The organism is Proteus columbae (genome assembly GCF_009914335.1).
Lineage (GTDB): Bacteria > Pseudomonadota > Gammaproteobacteria > Enterobacterales > Enterobacteriaceae > Proteus.
Window position 1 is genome coordinate 2,791,121 of sequence record NZ_CP043925.1, and the last position, 25,257, is coordinate 2,816,377.

At 34.3% G+C, this 25,257-nt stretch carries 25 protein-coding genes and 1 tRNA gene; 11 read left to right on the forward strand and 15 right to left on the reverse strand.

The genetic code is table 11. The annotated features are described in order from the left end of the window. Positions 1-396 precede the first annotated feature (396 nt). Positions 397-834: a universal stress protein gene (locus F1325_RS13335; RefSeq protein ID WP_023581562.1), complete on the forward strand. Its 438-nt coding sequence runs from the start codon at positions 397-399 to the stop codon at positions 832-834. 88 nt (positions 835-922) lie between these two features. Here F1325_RS13335 and eco read toward each other — a convergent pair whose 3' ends face one another. Next, positions 923-1,402, reverse strand: coding sequence for a serine protease inhibitor ecotin (gene eco / locus F1325_RS13340; RefSeq protein ID WP_036912483.1), 480 nt, complete (start codon positions 1,400-1,402; stop codon positions 923-925). A gap of 264 nt (positions 1,403-1,666) precedes the next feature. Here eco and F1325_RS13345 point away from each other — a divergent pair, with 264 nt between their 5' ends. Together F1325_RS13345 and F1325_RS13350 are read left to right on the forward strand one after the other, a co-directional pair. After that, positions 1,667-1,882 (forward strand): DUF465 domain-containing protein, encoded by a 216-nt coding sequence (locus F1325_RS13345; RefSeq protein WP_109371040.1) that lies wholly within the window; start codon positions 1,667-1,669, stop codon positions 1,880-1,882. Between the two features lie 110 nt (positions 1,883-1,992). Then, on the forward strand, positions 1,993-2,232 hold the full coding sequence (locus F1325_RS13350) for a YecH family metal-binding protein (RefSeq protein WP_023581559.1): 240 nt from the start codon (positions 1,993-1,995) through the stop codon (positions 2,230-2,232). Between the two features lie 121 nt (positions 2,233-2,353). Here the strand turns inward: F1325_RS13350 and F1325_RS13355 are convergent, their stop codons facing one another. Then, positions 2,354-2,599: a DinI-like family protein gene (locus F1325_RS13355; protein ID WP_036934877.1), complete on the reverse strand. Its 246-nt coding sequence runs from the start codon at positions 2,597-2,599 to the stop codon at positions 2,354-2,356. A gap of 178 nt (positions 2,600-2,777) precedes the next feature. Between F1325_RS13355 and F1325_RS13360 the strand changes: the two genes are divergently transcribed. Further along, positions 2,778-3,128: a nitrous oxide-stimulated promoter family protein gene (locus tag F1325_RS13360; RefSeq protein WP_109371042.1), complete on the forward strand. Its 351-nt coding sequence runs from the start codon at positions 2,778-2,780 to the stop codon at positions 3,126-3,128. Here the strand turns inward: F1325_RS13360 and F1325_RS13365 are convergent. Continuing rightward, positions 3,106-3,663, reverse strand: coding sequence for a GNAT family N-acetyltransferase (locus tag F1325_RS13365; RefSeq protein WP_109371044.1), 558 nt, complete (start codon positions 3,661-3,663; stop codon positions 3,106-3,108). The genes F1325_RS13360 and F1325_RS13365 overlap by 23 nt on opposite strands. Before the next feature lie 81 nt (positions 3,664-3,744). After that, positions 3,745-4,260, reverse strand: a complete 516-nt coding sequence (locus tag F1325_RS13370; RefSeq protein WP_244184991.1) for a bactofilin family protein — start codon at positions 4,258-4,260, stop codon at positions 3,745-3,747. A gap of 1,163 nt (positions 4,261-5,423) precedes the next feature. On the opposite strand from F1325_RS13370, the gene F1325_RS13375 reads away from it, so the two are divergent. Both F1325_RS13375 and F1325_RS13380 read left to right on the forward strand, forming a co-directional pair. Continuing rightward, positions 5,424-6,260 carry a helix-turn-helix transcriptional regulator gene (locus F1325_RS13375; RefSeq protein WP_160230569.1) on the forward strand — a complete coding sequence of 279 codons (837 nt, stop codon included), beginning with the start codon at positions 5,424-5,426 and terminating at the stop codon, positions 6,258-6,260. 84 nt (positions 6,261-6,344) lie between these two features. Further along, positions 6,345-7,220: a T3SS regulon anti-activator ExsD domain-containing protein gene (locus F1325_RS13380; RefSeq protein ID WP_244313522.1), complete on the forward strand. Its 876-nt coding sequence runs from the start codon at positions 6,345-6,347 to the stop codon at positions 7,218-7,220. 59 nt (positions 7,221-7,279) lie between these two features. Here the strand turns inward: F1325_RS13380 and F1325_RS13385 are convergent, their stop codons facing one another. Continuing rightward, positions 7,280-9,982 carry a sugar transporter gene (locus F1325_RS13385; protein ID WP_160230571.1) on the reverse strand — a complete coding sequence of 901 codons (2,703 nt, stop codon included), beginning with the start codon at positions 9,980-9,982 and terminating at the stop codon, positions 7,280-7,282. A gap of 112 nt (positions 9,983-10,094) precedes the next feature. Continuing rightward, complete coding sequence (locus F1325_RS13390; RefSeq protein WP_244313523.1) at positions 10,095-10,478, reverse strand: hypothetical protein; 384 nt, start codon at positions 10,476-10,478, stop codon at positions 10,095-10,097. Between the two features lie 438 nt (positions 10,479-10,916). On the opposite strand from F1325_RS13390, the gene F1325_RS13395 reads away from it, so the two are divergent. Then, the gene (locus tag F1325_RS13395; RefSeq protein WP_109371056.1) at positions 10,917-11,465 is read left to right on the forward strand and encodes an NADPH-dependent FMN reductase; all 549 of its coding nucleotides are present in this window, start codon (positions 10,917-10,919) and stop codon (positions 11,463-11,465) included. Between the two features lie 501 nt (positions 11,466-11,966). Then, entirely contained in the window at positions 11,967-12,176 is a 210-nt protein-coding gene (locus F1325_RS13400) for a sigma-S stabilization anti-adapter protein IraP (protein WP_109371058.1), read from the forward strand. Between the two features lie 901 nt (positions 12,177-13,077). Here the strand turns inward: F1325_RS13400 and F1325_RS13405 are convergent. The 7 genes from F1325_RS13405 to xerD form a co-directional block, all read right to left on the reverse strand. Beyond that, on the reverse strand, positions 13,078-14,628 hold the full coding sequence (locus F1325_RS13405; protein WP_109371060.1) for a methyl-accepting chemotaxis protein: 1,551 nt from the start codon (positions 14,626-14,628) through the stop codon (positions 13,078-13,080). 376 nt (positions 14,629-15,004) lie between these two features. Further along, positions 15,005-15,078, reverse strand: a tRNA-Gly gene (locus F1325_RS13410). A 207-nt stretch (positions 15,079-15,285) separates the two neighbouring features. Beyond that, positions 15,286-16,800 carry a lysine--tRNA ligase gene (gene lysS / locus F1325_RS13415; RefSeq protein WP_109371062.1) on the reverse strand — a complete coding sequence of 505 codons (1,515 nt, stop codon included), beginning with the start codon at positions 16,798-16,800 and terminating at the stop codon, positions 15,286-15,288. Positions 16,801-16,808: 8 nt separating this feature from the next. Further along, positions 16,809-17,907, reverse strand: a protein-coding gene (gene prfB / locus F1325_RS13420) for a peptide chain release factor 2 (protein WP_109371064.1) whose coding sequence is annotated in 2 segments (ribosomal slippage) — positions 16,809-17,831 and positions 17,833-17,907 — 1,098 coding nt in all. Because the reading frame shifts where the segments join, the coding sequence is not laid out codon by codon here. Between the two features lie 171 nt (positions 17,908-18,078). Then, positions 18,079-19,812, reverse strand: coding sequence for a single-stranded-DNA-specific exonuclease RecJ (gene recJ, locus F1325_RS13425; RefSeq protein WP_160230572.1), 1,734 nt, complete (start codon positions 19,810-19,812; stop codon positions 18,079-18,081). A gap of 9 nt (positions 19,813-19,821) precedes the next feature. After that, positions 19,822-20,529: a bifunctional protein-disulfide isomerase/oxidoreductase DsbC gene (dsbC, locus tag F1325_RS13430; protein WP_109371068.1), complete on the reverse strand. Its 708-nt coding sequence runs from the start codon at positions 20,527-20,529 to the stop codon at positions 19,822-19,824. A 33-nt stretch (positions 20,530-20,562) separates the two neighbouring features. Beyond that, a complete protein-coding gene (gene xerD / locus F1325_RS13435; RefSeq protein WP_109371070.1) occupies positions 20,563-21,501 on the reverse strand; it encodes a site-specific tyrosine recombinase XerD in 939 nt (312 codons plus the stop codon). A gap of 108 nt (positions 21,502-21,609) precedes the next feature. Here xerD and fldB point away from each other — a divergent pair, with 108 nt between their 5' ends. Continuing rightward, complete coding sequence (gene fldB, locus F1325_RS13440) at positions 21,610-22,128, forward strand: flavodoxin FldB (RefSeq protein ID WP_088495999.1); 519 nt, start codon at positions 21,610-21,612, stop codon at positions 22,126-22,128. A 16-nt stretch (positions 22,129-22,144) separates the two neighbouring features. Here the strand turns inward: fldB and F1325_RS13445 are convergent, their stop codons facing one another. Both F1325_RS13445 and sdhE read right to left on the reverse strand, forming a co-directional pair. Beyond that, positions 22,145-22,552 carry a protein YgfX gene (locus F1325_RS13445; RefSeq protein WP_109371072.1) on the reverse strand — a complete coding sequence of 136 codons (408 nt, stop codon included), beginning with the start codon at positions 22,550-22,552 and terminating at the stop codon, positions 22,145-22,147. Between the two features lie 481 nt (positions 22,553-23,033). Beyond that, positions 23,034-23,309 carry an FAD assembly factor SdhE gene (sdhE, locus tag F1325_RS13450; protein ID WP_036913402.1) on the reverse strand — a complete coding sequence of 92 codons (276 nt, stop codon included), beginning with the start codon at positions 23,307-23,309 and terminating at the stop codon, positions 23,034-23,036. Between the two features lie 264 nt (positions 23,310-23,573). Here sdhE and ygfZ point away from each other — a divergent pair, with 264 nt between their 5' ends. Beyond that, entirely contained in the window at positions 23,574-24,560 is a 987-nt protein-coding gene (ygfZ, locus tag F1325_RS13455; protein ID WP_109371074.1) for a tRNA-modifying protein YgfZ, read from the forward strand. Between the two features lie 31 nt (positions 24,561-24,591). Further along, positions 24,592-25,194 (forward strand): HD domain-containing protein, encoded by a 603-nt coding sequence (locus tag F1325_RS13460; RefSeq protein ID WP_099074840.1) that lies wholly within the window; start codon positions 24,592-24,594, stop codon positions 25,192-25,194. The last annotated feature ends 63 nt before the right edge of the window (positions 25,195-25,257 follow it).

Here is a 25,257-nt window from a genome sequence, read left to right on the forward strand (position 1 = left end):
ATTGCTGTCCAGACATCATATTGAGATGTCATTGTCTATTAATATGCCATATTTAAATCTTTCTGTCTCTTATTTTTATCAATAAAATCTTATAGATACAGAATAATAATATAATTGATAATCATTCTTTTATGCATTTTCTATTTTTAATGAGAAAAAGAGAAATTTATTTTTAACATGACATTATTAATTGCTTCCCTGTCAACGAGTTAAGGTATATAACTTATTTTCATTATATTGTTAATATTATTTCAGACTGTTTTTAATTTTTAATGCTTAATAATGTAAAGTAGTAAATAATCATTCTCACTCTTATTTAAAACACAGATCACAGCTATTTTTTACTATTAGGCGATAATGGTAAATATTTTAAACTAACGCTAAGTGAGGTTTGTAATGTATAAGAAAATCCTAGTTCCCATTGATATTTTAGAAGATGAACTTTCTCAGGAACTAATCGCTCACATTGAACAAATAGCAAAGGTGGGTAAACCTGAGATCCACTTCCTCACCGTTATTCCTAATGCTGAACTTTTCTTTGGTATCGAGTTTGCTGCTATTCCTGAAAAATTCAAAGACTCGTCAGAACGTACTCGTCTTGCTTTTGTTGCACTACAAGAAATGATTAAAGATGCAAAAATTCCTGATGAGCAAATTATATGTAATGTTGGTGTTGGTAACGCAAAAGATGAAATTTTAGAATATGCCCGCCATATTGATGCTGATTTAATTGCGATTGCGTCACATAGACCTAATGTTTCCTCTTATTTATTAGGCTCAACAGCATCATCAATTGTACGCCATGCCAAAATGTCAGTTTTAGTTATACGTTAATATTTAGCTTAAATAACAATAAAGCCCTTTGTCTCAACAACAAAGGGCTTTTTAGCAAATGATGGTCTATTTTAAATCAGATTGACTGTTATTTTTTAACTGAATCTTGAGTAGTCTCAGCCGCTGACCAAATGCGATATTTCACATCAACATCTTTTGGTGCATAAACAACGATAGGTAATTTGCTGTTATAGCGGATAAAGGCATCTGATCCCATATTTGCCTGTACAAAGGCATCTTTTTTCGTATTGTCAGCACATCCCATCATTGTTGACATTGGGCCATTTAAATCGCCAACAACATAATAGCTATAACCCCAACCTTCTAAATTCTTTTCATCTAAATCCGCACCAAACCACTGATGGTTGCAATCTACTTTAAGTTCTTTACCAATAATTAATTCAACTTGGTAATTGCTTTCATTATCTTTTTTCTCTAATTCGATAACATGACGAACTTGATTTTCTTGAGCCTTAGGATAAGGTGCAACTTTATCTAAACTGTCAGTAGCTTGTGCACACGCAGATAAAGACATTGCGGCTACTAAAGATAATATTACTTTGTTCATCACTCTCTCCATTTTTACAGCGAACACTTCGCCGTTAACAAAATTAGTCAGATGTTTTTATTGCTCATTATCTGAATACTAATATTTTTAGTGCTTGAATGCTAACATCTTAGTAAATAGTACTATGAGTGGATAATTCTGAATGTTTTAAAAAGAAAAATCACGTTTTTTCATGAAATGTAAATTTGTGATACATCACCGTGCAGATAAGCTATCTATGATTATACTGAAATAGAGACCCAATTTCTTTTCATAGGAGGTTATATGTTCTCAGATCAACAAGCCCTTGTTTCTCAATTAAGAAATAGTGATCCCCGCTTTGAAGCTCTCTACGATAAACATCATCGACTCGATCAAGAAATTGCTAAATTAGAAGGTCCTAACGGAGCTGGCTATAACGATGAAGTTGCCAAACTAAAAAAAGAAAAGCTTCATCTTAAAGATGAAATGCAAAAAATACTTCAACGATGTGAAAAATAAGGCTCTTTTTAAGCGATGATAATCTGTCATCGCTTTTTATGATTAAAAACAAAGATACTACCCCATAAAGATGCATAATTAATGTATCTTTTATTTTTTAGGGGCTCAATATGTCATCAATACATGGTCATGAAGTTTTGCAAATGATCCTTTCTTCAGAGACTGCATTTACTAAAACATCGCTAATTGATGCTATCCATAAACAATTCGGCAATGACTCACGTTTTCATACTTGTTCAGCTGAAAATATGACAGCGACTGAATTAGTTGATTTCTTAGAAAGGAAAGGTAAATTTATTCCAGCAGAAGGTGGATTTACAACGAGTGAAAATAAGATTTGTCATCATTGATAGATATACAGTTTTAAAGCTCGATTGCCAGTGATTTCCTTTTCTATATCATTGGCTTTTTATATAAACAAATAAAAAGCCAATTCGTTCTGACAATCGTAATTACTTTATTTACTACATTTTATTCATCGTCTGTTTGCAACCAGCCATCATCTTCCCAAACGCTTTGAATAAGTTCCATTATGTGTTCATGCTTCGTTTCATCTTTTATGCCTGTAACTTGAATCGAATTCATGCTGCTAAAGGCAATACGAAACTGCATATCTGGATATTCTGGAATGATCTTTTTTCTCAGTTCGTGTTCTAAGAGCGGAAATAATGAGTCGGTTATCTTAGATTGTTTATTAAATAAAATTTCCACACGCATTGGTTTCACCATTTAAAGGCAAATAGACTGTATATAAATACAGTATTATATTCTAAGAAAAAAGAAAAGCCTTTTTAGTAAATTTTTTATTATTACGCATTAAATAATATTTTAGCGTCTCTATCGGCTTAATGATAAGATGCATAACAAATGCAACATACAACTAAGAGAGAAAAGTATGTCAGGAAAAAGAATAAATCGTGAAAAAAAAACCATTCAAAAAATGGTTCACCTTTATGCTCATTCACATCCTGAAGCTGACTCAGATTATTATCAAAAATTAATCAATTATTCCTATAACCGATTAGATAAATGTCGTTATGGTGAAGACAAACCCGCTTGTAAACAATGCCCTATCCATTGTTACCAACCAGCAAAACGAGAAACAATGAAACAAATCATGCGTTGGGCTGGTCCACGAATGTTAATTTATCATCCAATCTTAGCAATACGCCATCTTATTGACGATAAAAAACCTGTTCCTCCACTTCCTGAAAAAAAACGCACTATTCGTTCGACTGAAAAGTAAAATCGGATTTCTTCAAGCGGTATAAAACATGCTCAGCGAGAGGATGGGTCTTATCTAATGCTGGATGAAAGAAATTATCAGACTGATGCATACCTAGTTTTTGCATTACACCTTGAGATGGAAGGTTTGAAACCGCGGTAAAAGCAACAACTTCCTCTAACTCCAAAGTCTCAAAAGCAAATTTAAATACAGCTAACGCCGCTTCATAAGTATAACCTTTTCGCCAAAACTTTTTCGCAATCCGCCAACCAATTTCTATGCAGGGATTAAATGGCAAAGGCGCTGCTGGAATATTTAATCCAACAAAACCAATAAATTCTTGAGTCTCTTTTAATTCAACTGCCCACATTCCCCATCCATTTTGTTGAACAAATTTTTCACGGATAACCTCAACCATATTATCACTTTCTAATTGAGATAAAGTGCAAGGAAAATAGCGCATCACTTCAGGTGAAGAGTTGATTTCAGAAAAAAATGGCGCTTTATCACTCTCACGCCATTCTCTTAGGTGTAGTCTGGGAGTATCTAAATTCATCGTTATTCTCTGTTTATATAAAATTAAGATAATAGCGATAAAATAGGATAAGCAACGAACAATGAAAAGAAAAATGGTACTTTATTTTTTGTTTTCTTTTAGTTGGTTTTCTACTGGAGCAACAACTTTATCTTTATTTGCATTAGAGCTTTCTTTTATTGAAACAACGCGTTGTTGAGCAACTGATTTTGCTTGATGTTCAACTTGCTCTGATTGCCCAGTAAAAATACCACCACGCTTAATAGACATACTGCCACAACGGCTCGTACCACGTAATTCACCATGCTCTAAAATATCTAGGTTATTAGCAGCACAAATTCCTTTTACAAAACCGTCAATAATAATATCTGGTGCTGCTAATTCGCCTTCAACTTGTCCCGCATGCATAACACGAATAACGCCATCTTTGACATTAATATTACCAGCTACTTTACCCCAAATTTGGATATCGCCTTCAACATTAATATCGCCTTGGAATACCGTTCCTTTTGCAATAATCGTGTATAATTTCTGCTCTGGCATCGGTTTTTTCTCTTCTGTTATTACTGGTGCAACAGGCTCTGCTGCTTTTGGTGTTTCAGTTTTACGACTAAACATAGCGGTTTTTTTTAACCTCAACGTCATATAATAAATAATAATGCTAAAAATTAGGATTAGAATAATCAAAAATTCGCCTGCCATTTGATAACGCCAAAAAGCAATTAAGGCAAGAGTCCAAATTATCCATATCCCGCTGAATATAATATTTCGCAGTGTTCGCTTATTCTCCATAATTAGCTATATCCTTATCTCCCTGACAATAAATACACTTATGCATTCACCATTCTAATAAATAGATGGCAAGCATAATGCCAGCAATAAGCCTATTATTACCTTTTAGTTTTTTGATTTGTTCCTTAGACTAAATAATATTTAATTAAACACAAAGATTATCTATTTTAATCACCAAACTTTAATGTAAATAAATTATGAGTAGCAAACACTTATCTAGATAAATATTTCGCATTAAAAATTAACATTTTATACTTATATTCTTTTTTTATAAAAATATTGTTCAAAAATATTTATTATAAAGCCGCAGAACAATCTAATTTTTCAAAATAAAAATATGAGACATCTGTCACAGTAAAAATGGAAATGAAAAATTACCAAGAAGAAATCAGATTTAAGTGTGAGATTTATGTTTATTTTTTGTTAACATTAATCTTTACTTATCCATTTTTATAACTTATGTTAATATAACAGGGAAAACTAGTTTTCTTTTTTAGTTTTAACTTACATTTTATAACTTTATCTTTTCAAATAAAACATAACAATCAAACAACAAAATAACCACAATAAAAAACAATGATTATACCTATCTTTTAAATTCATCTATTATTTATTTACACTGTAAAGAAAACTAAGTAAGAATAACTCCATGTTATATATAAACTTTAATACTTTAAAAAATAAGTGTAAATTATTGATTACACAAATGCACTTACCATTCTTTATTGCCTAAAATAAAAATTTTTTCTTATTTAATTTTCTTTTGCAATTTATACCAAACCCCATTAAATTAACAAAATGACTTATCTTAAATTAGCAAAACAAAATGCAGTGTCTAATATCTAAAAAAAAACATCATCAAATTAAAGAAAATAGTCTCCTTTTTATTTTTAATAGCACTCAATAATAAAGAAGTGTTTTTATAAATGTTCTTATATTTATCATTATAAAAATACAGTGATACTCATATAATAATTTCTGGGCGAATTATGAATACAATGCAATGTGACAAAAAAAATCAAAACGATTGTGCGATTCAAAAAAAATCTTTTTTCTATCCACAATATCAAATACTAGAAAATGAACAAAAAGCCCTCTTCCTTATTCGGAAAAACACACTTATTTTGCAAAACTGTACGGATACAATCACAGCAAACCAAGATCAAGTTCTTTTTTTACAACAGGGCAATTACACATTAAAAACACAAGGTACCGATCCTGTAGAGATTATTGCGATACCCCTTTCAGATGATTTCTTAAGAGATTTCATGTCAAAATACAACGATATTTTGTGTAATATAGCAAGGGATGAAGAATTTTCTAGTGCCTTTATTTGTTTTCAAAACTCTCCTCTTATTCACTTTTGTAGCAATGGTTTTGAATATCTCACCGCCCAATCCTGCCCTGAAGCGTTCACACGGTTACGAATTGAAGAGCTTTTAATTCTTTTACTGTCAACAGAACAAGGGTCAGATTTAATGGCATTATTGCGTCAACTCAGTCATCGCCAAGTTGATCGCTTGAAAATATTTATGGAAAAAAATCATTTAAAAAGTTGGAAGCTAAAACAATTTTCCCGTGAATTTGGTATGGGGTTAACAACATTTAAAGAGCTTTTTAACCACGTCTATGGCACATCACCAAGAACATGGATCTGCGAAAGAAGAATTATTTACGCACATCAACTATTGCTGACTACTGAAATGAGTATTGTTGATATTTCTATGGAGTCAGGCTTTTCAAGCCAATCTTACTTTACACAAAGTTATCATCGTCGTTTTAATATGACACCAAGTAAAGCGAGAAACATCAGATTAAAATTATAAAAAATCCGACCGAATATCATAATATCTAAAAGTCATTCATAGTTAGAATACTTGAAATTTATTCTTATGAGTGAGTTCTATATCGTGATCAAAGAAAATAAACATACCCCACAAGCCCATTATTATGACTATTTAGCTTTACTGAAAAAAATGATGGCAACCAGCGATAAAAAAACTGTAGATGATTTGTTTGATCTACAGTTTTCTTTGCAGTCTAATAAAAACGGCGACACTGAATGTGATGTTAATGCACATCAGATAAAAATATTATCTCGAGTATTATGTCGTGAAAGCTTAGACAATTTATTGCAATCCACTTGGTTTTTACGAAAAAAATACTGTTTTGTTGATATCACTAAAGAAGAAATTCGTGATGTTGTTAGCGTGGCACGTTCATTTCATACGCAACAAGCAAATTCTACGTTAACCCCAATGGATTGGGATAAATCATTGAGAGCTACTGTCAATATCAATGAACATATGCGCTTAATTCAAGCTGTTATAAAGCCTCTATTTATTTGGTGGGTTCAGCATATTACCCCTCAACTATTCACACTTTATAAAACTAAAAGAGAGCTAGAGTCTCAAATTAAGCAGTGTGAAAATATTAAGTCATTCGAAAGAAAACAGCTATCAAATACAAGTGATTCTTTTTTATCTTTAGATGACATCAATATCAAACTAAATGCAGATAAAGTCCGACTAATTGTGATTAATGATCTACTACAAAAAGATATTAAGTTACTTTTAGAGAATTGGAAAAATGAACCGGTATTTAATCTTGAAATTAATAACACACTAGATTATATCCAAGGTGTAACACCACACTCAGAATTGATAAAACCGCTATGGAATATTTTAAACAATATTCCTGAAAATCCTGAAAATTGTCAAAGTTTAAAAATTTGGTTATTAGAAAGAGATCTTTGCTTAAAGAACGATGAATTTTTATGGCGATAATAAAATTTCAGCTCTTCTCTAAATAAAAAGAGAAGAGCTGATGTTAACTTTTAATTATTCTATTTAATATCTAAGATTTCAATTGTCACAATAGACATGGACTCTGGAGGCACTTGCCCTGGAACACCATTTTTCCCATAGCCACCACCTGGTTTTATATAAATTTTAGCTTTACCATTGATGCCTGCTTTGGCAATAAAGGTATTCAATGGTAGTGGTAATTGGCGATAAGGCAAGATAAGAGGCTTAGCTTTATCATAATTAAGCGTCACAGTACCATCCGTTAGCTCTTCATGCATAGTAAATACAACTGTTTTGCCCGCAATTGATGTAACGGGTTTACCCTGTTTTAAAATTTTAAAATAGGTATTGTCGTCATATTGTATGTAATTCTGTTTTTGGATCTCAGATAAAATGGATTTATTACGCTGGGCATTATCTTTTCCAATAATCGAATAAGCATAAGCAAGTTGCCCTGCAATCATTTGCCCTTCACCCGCCATTTTCTCAAGCTGCTCTTTTAGCGTTTTATTTTCTTTTAAAATATTACTAGTATCTGTATTAACTTTCGCTAATTCAGCATCTTTTGCTTTAATTTGCTCATTTAATTTAGCAATAGATTCTGTTTGCTGTTGCTTTAATGTACTAATTTGCTGTGTGCTTTCTGTATTTTGTTTTTCTAATTGTACTTTCGCTTCAGCTAATTGAGCACTCAACTTATCTGTCGTATTTTGCTTTTCAGAGAGTTGTTTTTCTAGCAATGCTAACGTTTTCTCACTTTCTGTTTTGCTCGTGGTGACTTGAGCTAATGCGATATTATTCTCTTTAAATTGTGTATCTAATGTTTGATATTTATTCGATAGCTCACTTTGCGCTTTCTCTAACTTAGCTATCAGATTATTTTTATCAGTAATTAAACTATCAACGGCTTTTTCACCCGCAGATAAGCTCTTTTTCAGATCAGCTAATTCAGTTATTTTATTATCTAACTGTAATTTTAATTCTGGAATTGCTTTTAGTTTTTCATCTGCCTGCTCTTTTTGTTGCTGGACAGCTAAAAGCGTTTTATTAAGTTGAGTTTGTTCCTGATTATTTTTTTCAACCTGTGTTTGTAATTGTGCTATTTCTTTACGTTGTTCCTCAACAAGTTTGCTATTAGCATCTTGTTGCTTTTCTGCTTCTGCTACTTTTAATGCAAGTTCTTTAGATAAATCTTCACGTTCTGACGTGATCTTCAATAATGTGCTTTGTAATTTATCTATCTCTTTTTTCGCAGAGTCATCTTTTAGCAAAAGTTGAGCCTGTGCAAATTGAGTCTGCACATCTTCTTTCTCTTTCTTTATTGTTGCTAATTGATTTTGTACATCTGTGAGTTGTTTCGTTAATTTATCTTGCTCAGTCGTTATTGTTGATAACGAATTTTCTAATGTTGCTATCTCTTTATTTTTTGCTGCTTCTAAATTAGCTAATTCTTGTTCTTTTTGCTTATTGTTATCATTCAGCAATTGCTGAGATTCAATATACTGAGCTTGTATAGCTTCTTTTTCTTGTTCAATTTTAGCAAGTAGTGCCTGCTTTTCATTTAATTGGCTAATTAACTTCTCTTGCTCTACTTTTATGCTTTCAAGTGAACTTTGTAATTTATCAATCTCTTTTTTGGCGCTATCATCTTTTAACAGAGCCTGAGCCTGTTGATACTGAGATTCTAATTGCTCTTTTTCTTGATCAAGCTGAGTATATTTCGCCTCTAAGCTTTTAAGTATTCCTGCTTGTTTTTCAAAATCTTGTTGCTGTTTTGCTAACTCTGTATTTTTTACTGTTGTAGCTTGTAATACGTTCTCTTTTTCGGCTAATTGCTTAACTAATAAGTCACGCTCTTTTTTTATTGTTTCCAAATCACTTTGTAGCTTGGAAACAGCTTGTTTTAACGAGTCATCAGTAAGTAAGTTATTCGCCGTAGCTAATTTTTCTTCTGTTTCAGCCAGCGTCAATTCGAGTTGTTTAATTTGGTTATTGGCATTTTGAAGTTTTTCCAAATGCTCTTTTGTTATAGCTGCCTGTTCAGTGTATTTTTGATACAACCTTTGGTATTTATTTCTCGTATCAGCTAAACGATTTAATAGCTCTTTATTAAAAAGAGGTTGTTTATGATCGAGTACAGAGCGATTGAACTGATATGCAAAGTGAAAAGGGATGGCCGTAACAGAATAAAATGTTCCTGGAATAATATCTAACAAGAAGTTGTCATTACGTTGAGGCCTTGTATAACTCTCTTTTGAATAAAGAGCTAACGGGTTATAAACCGTTGCATTATTTCGGTAGCTATAACGATTAAGATCCTCTGGTGTAAATTGTGGTTTAATCGGAACAAATGAAAGCAACGGCGTTAAATAACGAGTGTAATCACTCTTTAATTTTGAATAACTGGCGGGTAACACAGGGCAATTTTCTGCCAGCGTGATATCAGGAGTCTTAACAGGTTCGACTGCCTGATTATCTGTTTTAGCTCGCGTAGAAGGTTTAACTCGTTGCTCTGGTTTTGTTTGTTGAGTCGCTGTTGTGGTGCGGTTTACTCCACGATTAGCCTGACCAGCTCTCGTTGACGATGAAATTGTAGCAGATGTTTTAGGCTCAATTTTAATTGGCTCTTGCGTTTCAAAATAACGGTCAAAATCTTCAATAACAGAATTAAACTCATTATTGGCAAACGATAGTGTTGGAAACAGCATAAAAGCGAGACAAACACTCTGCTTTAATTTCATAGTAATTATTCACCTAATTTTTTTAATGTCGAATTAACTGACATAATCGACAAATAGCGAACTTTTGCACATAAAACTTCTGTTTTTGATTCAATACTCATTTTCAATAAATCTAAGCTATCTTTACTTGCTGTACCTTGAACACTACGGACATCGCATTGATTTCGCTAATTTCTTTAAATGAGCTCATCATGGATTGATAGTCAGATGGAGAAAAAGTTTTCAAAGAATCAAGTTGTTTGATGCAAGCGCTTTGTGGTGCTAGCCCCAATTTTCTTGCATCTACGCCATTATCAGCAGGCTCTGCTGCAGGCGCCATAGAAAGCGGTTGTGCAACAGCCACTGGTTGAGTAGTTGCTACAGGCTGTGTGGTTTGTGTTAGCGCTGGCGTTTCAATTGGACGAGTGTGATCAGTCCACGCACACCCAGATAGGGTGAGGACGCTGGTTGCCATAAATACAGCGAGGACATTCTTTTTATTTTGTAATAAGGACATCATTTTTCCTTAATTCCGATCAGACTTAAATAAGAGCATATGAGTTGTCGCATTTTAAGCCATTTTATTATAATTTTCTATTACCTACTGCATACTAAATAAATAGGCTAACACCCTTGGTTGCAATGAGTGTTTCTATCATTTCATTTATTTTTTCTTAAAACACTACTTACATCACACTAAATACATCAAATATTGAATATCGGATTTATTGAGTAAAAATGTTGTCATATAAACTGATCGTTTTTTATATTGATGAAATAATACCAGATAATAATAAAAATAATAATACTAATTTTATCATTTATTTACGTAATTTACGTGTAAAAAATACCCTTATATTTTGTTGCTGTTTTTTAATACCGAGATAAAATCAAAAAATGAATATCTAATATCGGTATTGATATTCATTTTATCCTTCCAAATAGGAGAACTAAGATGAGTCATTTTAAAATTGGTATCGTTGTCGGTAGTTTAAGAAAAGATTCGTTTAATAAACAAACAGCACATGCTTTAATTAAGTTATTTCCTCAAGAATTTACCTGTCAGTTTATCGATATTAGTGCTCTTCCTCTCTATAACCAAGATGATGATAGTCATACCCCTTCTTCTGTTATCGATTTCAAACAACAAATAAAAGCATGCCAAGGTATCATCTTTGTCACACCAGAATATAACCGCTCAATACCTGGTGTACTTAAAAATGCGATAGACCAAGCTTCTCGCCCTTATGGAACGAATGCTTGGAATGAAATTCCAGCCGGTATTATTGGTGTTTCAATTGGTAATATTAGTACGGCAATAGCTCAACAGCATTTACGTAATTCGTTAGCCTTCTTAAATATGCCGACTCTAAATCAACCTGAATGTTATCTAAAATGGTATGACGGAATGGTTGAGAATGGGCAGTTTTCAGAGAAAACAGCAACTTTTATGCAAAACTGGGTTGATGCATACGTGGCTTTTGTAAAGCAAAATAATCAATAATCAAATAAACTAAAAAGAGCTTTATGTGAAAAACATAAGCTCTTTTTTTAAACATCAAAGTTAATTTAATTTATTTGGTTATAATATCTCTACTGACAAATAAAAGTTTTAACATTTTATAGATAAAAAGTGATAATAATCTTGCTCTCTTCAACATTTAATAACAAAAGACAAAAATAGATTATCTTTAAAAGATATACTTTATTATTACAATTAAAAACTGTTTATTATACAACCAAAAATAAAGTGATTTAAATAGAATCGGGCTTGAGATCAAATTTAATCATTTATCTTATTCGTTCTAAAGTCAGAAAATATCAATAGACTTCAATCTACTACCACATATAAAACTTAAAATTTGATAATTATTTTTAATAATTTATATTAGGTAAGAACGTTAGCCATAATGTGCGATACATATCTAAATAATATGCTTCTATAATTGTGATAAACAAAAAAATTATCTATATTATTCATCCATTAAATACTGGCAGATAAATCATGGATAAAAATTTAAAAGAAATTGAATGTGAAATTGCTGCTCTAAAAATTGTTATCAAATCTTTACTTTCCACGCTAAATGATAAACAACGAAGAGATATGTTGGGCAATATATCTATAGTGCTTGAGGATACATCTAACAAATACCCTCAGCTTAATGAAGTTATTAACTTAACTGAGCAATATGTGAAAAAGCTTATTCAAACCTAATGAAAACGATATTTTCTATTGCTATTAAATTTATCCCCTAATTCTTATAGGGTACTAATAGTATCCTATTGATTATTTTGTATAGGATATACTGTGATTTTTCTTTCATTAACACAACGCTAAGTTAAATTTACTGAGTGTCTATTTCCTACATCTCAAATATCCTCACAGTTACTGTTCTAACGAAAAATGCGATAAAGTTGTATATTCTTTTATCAATTTAATTTTTTCTTGGATTTAAATAAACAATTAATTAATATAAAAATAATTTATCACACAGCAATAAATTGTCGTTCTTTTGAGGATCTTATGGAAAAAAAATTGTCAATATAGAGTATGAAATTGCAGCAGTAAAAGTAGTTCTAAAAGCCTTGTTATTGACTTTGACAGATAAACAAAAAGAAATAGCGATCCACGATATAAATAAGACCATCAATGATGCTTATATTGATCATCCTCAATACCAAAATATTATAAGCAAGACCGAACAGTATATAAAAAATACTCTAAACATTAAAGCAACATTCTTTATCGCCCTCTCTATTATTATTTATATTAGAGAGGATTTATATCTACATCTTTAAAAATCAAATCGCTTAAAGCTTTAACATAATCATTGATTGATTATGAAAGTTGAAATAAAAAGTACTTTTTAATTGATTGAGTATAAACGAAATAACATTATTATTTATGGCTCACTTAATTTTAATAATGATTTTCTGTTCCTCATGAGAAAATTTATAAACCATTATCCTTTCAATACTCAATCAGTGACCAAGTTAAACTTATTTCTAATTTTAAATAAAAGCACGAATAATAAGAATTTAAATTTATTATGTTTATGCGTCTAAAGAGTAAAAACTTACCACCTTAGACACACACTTTCTGAATATTTGCTATATCAACGATGAGCAAGATTGAATTTTTGTACCGATAACTGTAATTCTTCGGTTTGTCTTTCTAATGAAATAGCTGCCGCTGAAACTTGTTCAACTAAAGAAGCATTCTGTTGTGTTACACCATCCATTTGAGTAATAGCTACACTCACTTGGCCAATACCTTTACTTTGCTCTTCAGATGCAATAGTGATTTCTTTCATTATTGACGTTACCTGCTTAACTCCCGTCAAAATGTCTTCCATCGTGTTTTCCATATCACTCACTAATTTTGCACCTTTTTTTACACGCGCTGTGGAATCAGCAATAAGGACTTCAATCTCTTTAGCGGCTTTGGCACTATCTCCTGCTAAATTACGCACTTCATTGGCGACAACCATAAATCCTCGACCATGAGCCCCTGCTCTTGCCGCTTCCACTGACGCATTTAAAGCGAGTATATTTGTTTGAAACGCAATGTTGTTAATGACATTGATGATATCTGCAATCTTACTTGAACTATTAGAAATCCCGTCCATTGTTGTCACAACAGATTCAGCTAATTCATTGCCTTTTTCAACAGTCACTGATGCAACTTCAGCCAACTCTCTCGCTTGATAAGCATGTTCCATGTTCTGGTTAACAGCAGCTGTTATCTCTTCCATACTTGCTGCTGTTTGCTCTAATGCCGTTGCTTGCTCTTCTGTACGAGAAGCTAAATCGTTATTCCCTTTGGCTATTTCAGATGCGCCACGATAAATACTATCACTTCCCATTCGGATCGTACTTACCGCTTCATGCAAACTATTTTGCATATCATTTAATAACGGTATTAATCGCCCAGCACAGTTATTACCAAAAGGTTCTAGTGACTGACTCAGATCACCTTCTGTAATTTTCACAAAATGTTGGCGAATATTTTCGAGTGGTTTTTGTAACATAGCGACTAAATAACGATCAGTGAGGAGCAGAATAATCCCTCCTAAAATGACACTAATAATAATAACAATTTGTGTCACCTCAATAAGGTTATCCACTTCTTCAATCGTACTATCAATTTTTATATTTGCGGCATTATTAAAGTTTTCACTCACATTACCTAATTCTCGACTCAACGCAGGTGTTACATTTTTTGCATGATGTACATATTGCTCTATAGTGCCATTGAGCGCTAATTCCATCTGCTTTTTTACTCCTTGTTCAAAAAGCGCTTGCCATACGTCCATTAGTTCTTTTGATACTTTTTCATCCATCGGCCCTGGAGAAACAGATTTCATATACGAGATCTGTTTTCCCATATTTTCCATCGCCAATTGTACTTGCGTAAAATCGACGTCTTTGCCTTCTGCTTTTTCCTCAACGAGACGATTTAATCGAGAAGTGAATCGAAAATACTGATCATTTCCCTGACTGAGTGCAGCCATTTGTTTTATTATTTGATTATCAGATTGATTGCCTTTGGATATTTGCTCTAGCGCCCATGCGCTATAAAGACTGACACCGCCAAATAGCACACATAATGTCCCCAGTATGACTAACATCATCAGACGAATAGTAATGTTACGAAGTTTCCGCATCGAATTTCTCAACTAACAAGATAAAGTAAGCCCAATAGGGCGTAATGTACTTTTATCGACACTTTTTCAATTTATTTTAATTTTTTACTAAAGTTTTTTATAAATTAGTTTTTTATTTTCTATACATAAAAAGAGTTAGATGAAGGAAGTAAAAATGTTACTTATCTATCATTTTTTATAATTTGACATGAGAATAATAAATTCATTTAAAATCAACAAACTATAAAATTAGTGACTTGAAAAACAAATAAGAAGTATTAAAGAGATAAAAGGATAATTGAAGGGGAAAATAAGGTTTAGAATATTCTTAAATTAGCTAAATGAAGATAAATTTTGAATGGTCAATATTGAGAGTATATTTGAAGAAAAAATAAGTTGGAGCGGGCGAAGGGAATCGAACCCTCGTATAGAGCTTGGGAAGCTCTCGTTCTACCATTGAACTACGCCCGCATTCGATTTTTTTGATTATACGCCTCCTTGATTGAACGACAATCCCCTTCTTATTTAAATGATTATTTAATCATCAAAAAAAAGATAGCCATTTGTTTTAAAAAACAATAAAGCCACCTTTCGGTGGCTTTATAACTATATTGATATTCGTTAATGCTATTCGCTAATTAACCATTTATTTAAAATAACAGTTATTTAAAATAACAATTATTTATTAGGGCGCATTGCCGGGAATAAAATAACATCACGAATAGTATGGCTGTTAGTAAATAACATCACCATACGGTCAATACCAATACCTAAACCTGCAGTTGGCGGTAAGCCATGTTCTAATGCCGTGATATAGTCATGGTCGAAGAACATTGCTTCTGCATCACCCGCTTCTTTTTGGCGAACTTGATCTTCAAAACGCTCTGCTTGGTCTTGTGCATCATTTAGTTCTGAGAAACCATTACCAATTTCACGACCACCAATAAAGAATTCGAAGCGGTCAGTAATAAATGGATTATCATCGTTACGACGAGCCAGTGGAGAAACTTCTGCTGGGTATTCAATGATGAAAGTTGGTTGAATTAAGTGGCTTTCTGCAACTTCTTCAAAAATTTCACACTGAACACGACCTAAGCCCCAACTTTTCTCAATCTTAATACCAATAGATTGAGCAATAGCAACCGCTTTATCCATATCATCAAGATCAGCCATTACGGTTTCTGGACGATATTTGCAGATAGCTTCTTTCATGGTTAATTTGGCAAAAGGTTTACCAAAATCAAACTCTTGATCACCATATTTCACTAATGAAGAGCCCAGTACATTTTCAGTTAATGTACGGAATAATTCTTCAGTTAACTCAATCAAGTCGCGGTAATCTGCATACGCCATATAGAGTTCCATCATGGTGAACTCTGGGTTATGACGTGGTGATACACCTTCGTTACGGAAGTTACGGTTGATTTCGAATACACGATCAAAACCACCCACAACTAAACGTTTTAAATATAATTCAGGTGCAATACGCAGATACATATCGATATCTAACGCATTATGATGGGTAATGAACGGGCGCGCACTCGCTCCACCAGGAATGGTTTGCATCATTGGCGTTTCAACTTCCATAAAGCCTTTGTTCACCATAAATTGACGGATACCCGCCATGACTTGTGAACGAATTTGGAAAGTTTTACGCGATTCTTCATTAGAAATCAGATCTAAATAACGCTGACGATAACGCATTTCTTGGTCAGCTAAACCGTGGAATTTATCTGGTAATGGGCGTAGTGCTTTCGTTAATAAACGCACTTCGTGACAATGAATACTTAGTTCACCCGTTTTCGTTTTGAAAACACGACCGCGAGCACCTAAGATATCGCCGAGATCCCATTTTTTAAATTGCTCGTTATAGATACCTTCTGGTAAATCATCACGAGAAACATAAAGCTGAATACGACCACCCATGTCTTGCAATGTAGCGAAAGATGCCTTGCCCATAATACGGCGAGTCATCATACGACCTGCAATAGAAACTTCCACATTTGCTGCTTCTAACTCTTCTGCACTCATTGCATCATACTTTTGATGTAATTCGTCAGACAGCGCATCTCTGCGGAAATCATTTGGGAATGCGTTACCATTATCACGTAAAGCGGATAATTTTTCGCGGCGTGTTTGCAGTTCGTTATTTAAATCAGGTGCCTGCTCCGCACCTTGTTGCTGTTGCGACATGTTTTTCCTCACAGGCCCGCTTTTAAGCTAGCTTCAATAAATTTATCAAGATCACCGTCTAATACTGCTTGTGTATTACGCGTTTCCACACCAGTACGTAAATCTTTAATACGTGAATCATCAAGAACATAAGAACGAATTTGACTACCCCAGCCAATATCGGACTTGTTATCTTCCATTACTTGCTTGTCTGCATTTTTCTTCTGCATTTCCAGCTCGTATAACTTCGCTTTCATCTGCTTCATTGCCTGATCTTTGTTCTTATGCTGAGAGCGATCGTTTTGGCATTGAGTAACAAGACCTGTTGGAACGTGGGTAATACGAACCGCAGATTCTGTTTTGTTAACGTGCTGTCCACCCGCACCCGAAGCACGATAAACGTCAATACGTAAATCAGCTGGATTGATTTCAATATCAATATTGTCATCAACTTCAGGGTAAATAAAGGCAGAACTAAATGAGGTATGGCGACGGCCACCTGAGTCAAACGGGCTTTTACGAACTAGGCGATGAACACCTGTTTCTGTACGTAACCAACCATAAGCGTACTCACCAATAATTTTGATAGTCGCTGATTTTAATCCTGCAACATCACCGTCAGATTCTTCAATAATTTCTGTTTTAAAGCCTCTTGATTCAGCCCAACGTAAGTACATGCGCATCAGCATACTTGCCCAATCTTGCGCTTCTGTACCACCAGAGCCCGCTTGTAAATCAAGGTAGCAATCCGCACTGTCATATTCACCAGAGAACATACGACGGAATTCTAATTGCTCAAGCTTTTTATTTAAACCATCTAATTCAGCAATAGCTTCGTTAAATGTTTCTTCGTCATCAGCTTCAACCGCTAATTCAAGTAAACCAGAAACGTCTTCTAGTCCTTGCTCTAACTGATCGATTGTTTCTACGATAGCCTCAAGAGATGAACGCTCTTTGCCTAATGCTTGTGCCCTTTCTGGCTCGTTCCATACATCAGGTTGTTCTAATTCAGCGTTAACTTCTTCTAAACGCTCTTTCTTGGCATCATAGTCAAAGATACCCCCTGAGAACATTCGTTCTTTCAGAGACTTCTTCAATTTGGTGTTTTACGGGGTTGATTTCAAACATATTTTTTCGTCTTTATGTTGTTTTCAAAAACAATTGGAATAAATTTTGAACCGCATATTGTAACGGATATATCAGCGGGTTTATAGCATTTATATACAACTGTCTATCAGATAGTTGTTACCATAACAACGTTACTCTCTATATCACGGTAAATTGTTTAATTTATTCGCATTAACAAGGCCAAATGTGCTCAACAAGCAATTGAGCATTACGTTGCCCTCTAAATTCATTCACATCTAATCGATACGCTAGCTCAACTATTTTAATGCTGTTATCAGGCCACATATTAATATCAACATTAAAGGCAATAGCATCAATCATAAGATGGCTATTTACAGGCTGAAGCATCATTTTTAAATGCTTACTACCCACAATACGTTGCTGTAATAACGTGAATTTACCGTCAAATAAAGGCTCTGGAAAAGCTTGCCCCCACGGACCAGCCTCTCTTAGCATTTCAGCAATTGGTAGTGATAGCTGGTTTTCTGTTAGCTCACCATCAGATAAAATAACGCCTTGCAATTGCTCGTCAGAAACCAACTCTGCCATTAAAGACGAAAAATGACGCTGAAATAACGGGAATTTATCTTCTTCAAGTGAAAGCCCTGCTGCCATTGCATGCCCACCAAATTTCACCATCAAACCCGGATTTAATGTATTTAATCGCTCTAAGGCATCTCGCAAATGTACGCCACTAATTGAACGACCAGAGCCTTTTAACAGACCATCACCACTAGGTGCGAACGCAATAACAGGACGATGCAATTTCTCTTTAATACGAGAGGCTAAAATACCCACAACGCCTTGATGCCATTCGGGATGATATATCGCTAAACCATTAGGTAAATCATGTTGAGTGCCCATAAATTGGCGAAAAATGGTTGAGGCTTCTTCTTGCATTCCCGCTTCAATTTCACGCCGAGTTTGATTTAATCCATCAAGTTCATTGGCAATTTCACGAGCAGTACCAATATTGTCAGTTAAGAGTAAAGCAACCCCCACCGACATATCATCTAGGCGCCCTGCTGCATTTAAGCGAGGTCCTAAAGAAAAACCTAAATCACTACTAACCAATTGAGATAGTTCTTTACGAGACACTTCTGTTAACGCTTTAATACCCACACAACAACGTCCAGCTCTAATTCGGCGTAATCCTTCATAAACAAAAATACGGTTATTTTCATCAAGAGGAACAACGTCTGCCACTGTGCCTAGTGCAACTAAATCGAGAAAATCCGCCATATTAGGGCGAGCTAAGTTTTGTTGCTTGAACCAGCCTTGTTTTTCTAATTCAGCTCTTAATGCCGTCATTAAATAAAAAGTAACGCCAACACCTGCTAATGATTTAGATAAAAAAGAACAATCTGTCAGATTAGGATTAATAATCGCATCTGCGGCAGGTAAGGTTTGTCCTGGTAAATGGTGATCGGTAACGAGGACACGAATACCATATTCATGAGCCGCATCTACACCTTCAAAAGAGGAAATTCCATTATCCACAGTGATAATGAGATCAACCCCTTTTTTAGCAACGTCATGAACAACTTGAGGGCTTAAACCATAACCATCATCAAAGCGATTAGGAATATGATAGTTAACCTGCTTAAATCCCATTTGGCGTAATGCTTTAATCGCAAGTGCGGTACTTGTTGCACCATCAGCATCAAAATCGCCAACAATAACAATACGAGATTGTTGCTGTAATGCATCAATCAGTAATGAAATTGCCGTTTCTATTCCTGTTAATGCTTGATAATGAAGTAAGCCTTTTAACGATCGTTCTAGTTGAACTTCAGAGGTTATTCCACGATTAGCATAAATTTGTCGTAATAAGGGATCTAAGTGATCTGGTAATTGAGTTACCTGTGCAATTCGACGACGTAATGTCGGTTCAATAGTGACCATAAAACGTAATTACTTCTCTTTTTTATCTAATAATTCAACAAGGTTTTGTGCAGAAATATATCCACCATAAATACTAGCATTAGGTAATACAATAGCAGGTGTGCCTTGGATCCCCATCATGGTGCCTAATTTAAAATGTTCATTGATATTGATTTTTTTGCAATCATCAATCGCAATAATTTTGTCACCCTTAAATGCACTGTCTAATGATTTATTAGGGAAGCCACTACACCACACAGCATTCATTTCTTTGCTCACAATATTGTTGCTAATGCCATTACGAGGAAACGCTAAATAGCGTACTGTCACTCCTTGTTTATTCAATTCGGGTACTTCTTGATGAAGTTTTTGGCAATAGGGGCAACTAATATCAGTAAAAATAGTGATCACATGACGTTCATTTTGTGCTTTATAGACAATCATTTCATTTTTAAGTGAATCTACTTTTTTCATAATAATTTGATTGGCAATACTGACTGGCTCACCATTACTGATATTATAAATAGGGCCCGCGGTTAGATACTTACCATCATCTGTAATATAAAAAATGCCTTTGTCTGATAACACCGCATTTAACCCAACAATCGGTGTAGGTTGAATACTTTCTGCTTTAATTTGCATTTTAGCCAGTTGCGCTTCAATTGAGGCATTGTCAGCAAGCACGGACATTGACGCCATGCTTAATAATATTGGCAACCAGAATAATTTCTTTTTCATTTGAATTCCTATTTAACGCCTGCTCTTTAGCGGCTATCCCCTTGGATGATGTTGCTGATGAAGCGCTTTCAAGCGTTCTGTTGCAACATGGGTATAAATCTGTGTTGTAGAGAGGTCACTGTGCCCCAATAACATCTGTACAACACGCAAGTCTGCTCCATGATTTAAGAGATGTGTCGCAAATGCATGACGCAACACATGAGGTGATAGTTTTTCCGTATCGATCCCTGCTATCACAGCATAATGTTTTATCCGATGCCAAAATGTTTGGCGTGTCATTTTTTGCCCTCTTAAGCTAGGAAAAACAATATCGTCTGTTTTTCCTTGCATTAAAGTGGGTCTTCCATATTGCAGATATTGCTCCAGCCAGTAAATAGCTTCTTCACCTAAAGGAACTAATCGTTCTTTATCGCCCTTACCAATAACACGTAGCACACCTTGTCGTAAGCTGATATCAGAGAGGGATAATCCCACTAATTCAGAAACACGAAGCCCACATGCATAAAGGACTTCAAGCATTGCTTTATCGCGCAATTCAAGTGGCTCATCAATACAAGGGGCATTGAGTAAATCATCAACTTGTCGCTCACTTAAATCTTTTGGTAAACGCTTAGGAAGCTTAGGTGTTGACAGTAATGAGCTTGGGTCATCTAAACGTAATTTTTCACGATACAGATACTGGAATAATCGACGCATTGTGCTGAGTAGACGCGCGGCACTACTGGCTTTATAGCCTTCATCTAAACGCGTTGCGAGAAAGGATTGCAAATCCAAAGTAGTGACTGATAACCAGTCTAATTCGTGATGTGCAAGCCATTGTCCTAATGCTTGTAAGTCTAAGCGATAAGAACTGAGCGTATTTGCAGATAAGCCTTGCTCTAACCAAATATTGTCGAGAAATTGTTCAATGATAATATCAGTATCTTCATTGATATGAGTTGTCTTTTTTGTCGATAATTTGGTTTGTGACACAGTCTTACTCTCCCTCTCTTTAGCTTATCGCCTTTACATTATGCCTTATAAAAAAATTTTTCTGGTACAATAGTGACCTTTATTGGCAAAAATATCCTAAAAATCTTTATGAAAATTGGTCTATTTTACGGTTCCAGCACTTGTTACACCGAAATGGCAGCAGAAAAAATTCGTGATATTCTCGGTGAAGAGTTCGTTGATCTTCATAATGTTCAAGAGTGTGATATCACACTTATGGAACAATATGACATCCTTATTTTAGGTATTCCAACTTGGGATTTTGGTGAGATCCAAGAAGATTGGCTCAATATTTGGGATACATTGCCGACATTAAATTTAAAAAATAAGCTTATTGCAATGTATGGGATGGGTGATCAGGTTGATTACAGCGAATGGTTTCTTGATGCGCTGGGTATGCTCTACCATCATTTATTACCAAGTGGTGTTAAGTTTATTGGGTTCTGGCCTGTTGATGGGTATGAATTTGTCAGCCCAAAACCTTTATCTGATGATGGTAAACATTTTGTTGGTCTTGCATTAGATGACGTAAACCAGTTTGAAGAAACTGATGAACGTTTATCACAATGGTGTATGCAAATTCTACGTGAAGTAGAAGAAAATTTATAAATTTAATATCCAGATATTAAATATCTGGATATTGCATCAATAACTGAGAAAAGTTACGCCACTCATTTTCAGTCATACTATCAAAAGCAACCCATAACGTGATTTGCTTTTTATTTAGAATAGAGGTTAACGTTATTCGAGCACCAAAACGGCTGATCCAAGGGCGTTTTGTTATTTGCCATTCATGCAGTTTCCATTGAATTCGGTTGCCATTCAGTAAAATAAAATCCCCTTTGATACGACTAATATTCTTTTGTGTGAAATACCAACTACCTATCAAGAAAAGTAACAATGGAACCCAAACATAAATAAAATCAGGAGGCCATGGATACAACAGTAAACCGATCTCAAAGGCAACATAAGCAACTGTTGAGAAGAGTTGAGTAAACCATGATACTGTGAGGTGCGATTTCCATAAAATCACGAGTTATATTAACTCCTGCTATAATTCTATACGAATATAAATAAGTTAAAGATAATAAAGACCAACCTATTTATAATGTAACTTCTTCCTTAACCTTGCAAATAGTTTATCTTATATTTTAGCTTAATTATTTATTGTTACTTTTTCGATTTAATATGTGTTCAAAAAAATATAACTTAATAATAAGTACGAAATTTCTATTCTTTCTTAATCGCTGTTTTAATAAAGTCAGCATACCTGATTTATTAAGTATAAAGCGAAAAACATCAAAAAAAGGCGATTTAAGCGATCATTTTTAGAGGTAGTGCGCAAATTTAACGCAACTATATTTTTTATTTCAGTAAATTTTAGAGTGTCATTAATATTATTAAATTTCTATATAAAAAATAAAAACGCCTTTATTTGATGAGAAAATAAAAGCGTCATTCTTAATCAATCTTAATTACTATTGAATCTATCGCTGATTTGATAATCTATTTTATTAATATTTATCAACGATCTCCGCCATTCTAGCTTTATTGCGATCTTGGATTAATTTCACCATATAATAGAGCGCATCATCATCAGGGCGTCCATGATTCATTAACCAGTTAAATAAATCAGGATCTGCACACTCTAGTAAACGAACAAAAAGCGCTTTATCGTTATCAGATAGCGTATCGTATTCATTCTCGAAAAAAGGCATGATAGAAATATCCAGTTCACGCATTCCACGACGACATGCCCAGTTAATTCGTGCTTTATTCTCTATATCGATAGTCATACTCTGCTCTTTACATTGTTCAAATCAAGAAATACCACTATTTCTTCCTAGCATTGATAATAGTCTTATCGCAAAATTTTTAACATCAAAATGATCACAGTTTGCAGGTTTAGTCTCATAGACAACCTATTGAACACGCTTTCATTTGTTATTTATCAAGTTCATTTTCTGTGCGTTAAAAATAATAATGACTTGCATTGTCTTGCCACTCTTTTACCATAACTGATGTATCTGATTAATTTAATAGCTGGTGACATCATGACTCAAAATTCTACTCAGGCTAAACGCCCTCATGCAGCAATCAATTTGCCATTAACACTGGTTTCTTTAGATGAATGGTCACTGATAACAGCAACAGGTGCTGACAGTGAAAAATATCTACAAGGTCAACTAACAACGGATATTGCAGCACTTCCAACAACAACACATACATTGTCTGCACACTGTGAAGCAAAAGGTAAAATGTGGAGTACACTTCGCTTATTCCACCAGCAAGACGGTTTCGCTTATATTTTGCGTAAAAATGTCGCACAAAAACAACTTGCTGAATTAAAAAAATATGCTGTATTTTCAAAAGTAACCTTAGCTGAAAATACAGATAGCGTTTTATTAGGATTAGCAGGGCAAGGTGCTGCTCTTGCATTAGCAGATTACTTTCCAAATATCCCTCGTAAAGCAAACGAAGTGGTTAATCACGATAATACTTATATTCTGCAATTACCTTTACCTACTGAACGCTTTTTAATCGTAACAGACGAAGAAACGGCAAAAAATCTTGCAACAACATTAAAAGCAGAAACCAGTGATAGTGAGCAATGGTTAGCCTTAGATATTGAGGCTGGATATCCTGTTATTGATACTCCAAATATTGAGCAATTCTTACCTCAAGCAACAAATCTGCAAGCATTACCACTGAGTATCTGCTTTAAAAAAGGCTGTTATACCGGGCAAGAGATGGTATCTCGTGCGAAATTCAGAGGCGCAAATAAACGTGCTATGTATTTGTTATCAGGTGGTGGTACTGAATTGCCTGAGATTGGTGGTAGCGTTGAATGGCAATTAGGCGAAGATAAATGGCGTAAAACAGGAACGGTATTAAGCGCTGTACGTATGGCTGATAATACTATTTTGGCTGAAGTTGTTATGAATAACGATATGGAGCTAGATAGTGTATTTCGAGTTCAAGACGATAACATCAGTCGTTTATCCATTAAACCACTGCCTTATTCTTTAGAAGAAGAGTAATTCTTATTTATCATAACCAATACGGACTTTTATGACACAATTACCAAAAGGGGCATTTGGCCCCTTCTCTGATACTATTAACTTTATTATGGAGTTAGATAAACTAAAACGTGTTTATCGTAAAAATAATGTATTAGACAATAGTCGTTCCGAAAATACCGCAGAACATAGTTGGCACTTTGCCGTTGCAGCAATGAGTTTTCAGCCTTACGCGGGTGACATTGATATGGGACGAGCTATTCAATTAGCCCTTGTTCACGATATCGTTGAAATAGATGCTGGCGATGTGATGGTTTATGACGTTGCCGCTCGAGAAGCGATTAAAGAGCACGAGCAAAAAGCCGCAAAACGTATTTTCTCTTTATTGCCTTCTCCACAAAGTGAATATTTCCTCAATTTATGGCTGGAATATGATGCGGCTGAAACACCAGAATCTCAGTTTGCTAATATTCTTGATCGCACCATGCCAATGCTGATGAATTTACATAATGAAGGTCAAAGCTGGGTCGAAAATAATATCCGCTTAGAGCAAGTATTAGCGCGTAATCTGTTTATTGAAAAACAGTGGCCTGAATTTTGGCAATATCTCTACCCTCAATTATTAGAGGCACAGAAAAAAGGCTGGCTGAAGTAATCGATTCAATGCTGAATTTATTAAATAAAAAATACCGATGGCTAACTTAACCATCGGTATTTA

What these genes read in the sequence shown, in the direction of transcription:
- F1325_RS13335 (WP_023581562.1), top strand. Translation starts at nt 397, where the DNA reads ATGTATAAGAAAATCCTAGTTCCCATTGATATTTTAGAAGATGAACTT.
- eco (WP_036912483.1), bottom strand. Translation starts at nt 1,402, where the DNA reads ATGAACAAAGTAATATTATCTTTAGTAGCCGCAATGTCTTTATCTGCG.
- F1325_RS13345 (WP_109371040.1), top strand. Translation starts at nt 1,667, where the DNA reads ATGTTCTCAGATCAACAAGCCCTTGTTTCTCAATTAAGAAATAGTGAT.
- F1325_RS13350 (WP_023581559.1), top strand. Translation starts at nt 1,993, where the DNA reads ATGTCATCAATACATGGTCATGAAGTTTTGCAAATGATCCTTTCTTCA.
- F1325_RS13355 (WP_036934877.1), bottom strand. Translation starts at nt 2,599, where the DNA reads ATGCGTGTGGAAATTTTATTTAATAAACAATCTAAGATAACCGACTCA.
- F1325_RS13360 (WP_109371042.1), top strand. Translation starts at nt 2,778, where the DNA reads ATGTCAGGAAAAAGAATAAATCGTGAAAAAAAAACCATTCAAAAAATG.
- F1325_RS13365 (WP_109371044.1), bottom strand. Translation starts at nt 3,663, where the DNA reads ATGAATTTAGATACTCCCAGACTACACCTAAGAGAATGGCGTGAGAGT.
- F1325_RS13370 (WP_244184991.1), bottom strand. Translation starts at nt 4,260, where the DNA reads ATGTTTAGTCGTAAAACTGAAACACCAAAAGCAGCAGAGCCTGTTGCA.
- F1325_RS13375 (WP_160230569.1), top strand. Translation starts at nt 5,424, where the DNA reads ATGAATACAATGCAATGTGACAAAAAAAATCAAAACGATTGTGCGATT.
- F1325_RS13385 (WP_160230571.1), bottom strand. Translation starts at nt 9,982, where the DNA reads ATGAAATTAAAGCAGAGTGTTTGTCTCGCTTTTATGCTGTTTCCAACA.
- F1325_RS13390 (WP_244313523.1), bottom strand. Translation starts at nt 10,478, where the DNA reads ATGTCCTTATTACAAAATAAAAAGAATGTCCTCGCTGTATTTATGGCA.
- F1325_RS13395 (WP_109371056.1), top strand. Translation starts at nt 10,917, where the DNA reads ATGAGTCATTTTAAAATTGGTATCGTTGTCGGTAGTTTAAGAAAAGAT.
- F1325_RS13400 (WP_109371058.1), top strand. Translation starts at nt 11,967, where the DNA reads ATGGATAAAAATTTAAAAGAAATTGAATGTGAAATTGCTGCTCTAAAA.
- F1325_RS13405 (WP_109371060.1), bottom strand. Translation starts at nt 14,628, where the DNA reads ATGCGGAAACTTCGTAACATTACTATTCGTCTGATGATGTTAGTCATA.
- lysS (WP_109371062.1), bottom strand. Translation starts at nt 16,800, where the DNA reads ATGTCGCAACAGCAACAAGGTGCGGAGCAGGCACCTGATTTAAATAAC.
- recJ (WP_160230572.1), bottom strand. Translation starts at nt 19,812, where the DNA reads ATGGTCACTATTGAACCGACATTACGTCGTCGAATTGCACAGGTAACT.
- dsbC (WP_109371068.1), bottom strand. Translation starts at nt 20,529, where the DNA reads ATGAAAAAGAAATTATTCTGGTTGCCAATATTATTAAGCATGGCGTCA.
- fldB (WP_088495999.1), top strand. Translation starts at nt 21,610, where the DNA reads ATGAAAATTGGTCTATTTTACGGTTCCAGCACTTGTTACACCGAAATG.
- ygfZ (WP_109371074.1), top strand. Translation starts at nt 23,574, where the DNA reads ATGACTCAAAATTCTACTCAGGCTAAACGCCCTCATGCAGCAATCAAT.
- F1325_RS13460 (WP_099074840.1), top strand. Translation starts at nt 24,592, where the DNA reads ATGACACAATTACCAAAAGGGGCATTTGGCCCCTTCTCTGATACTATT.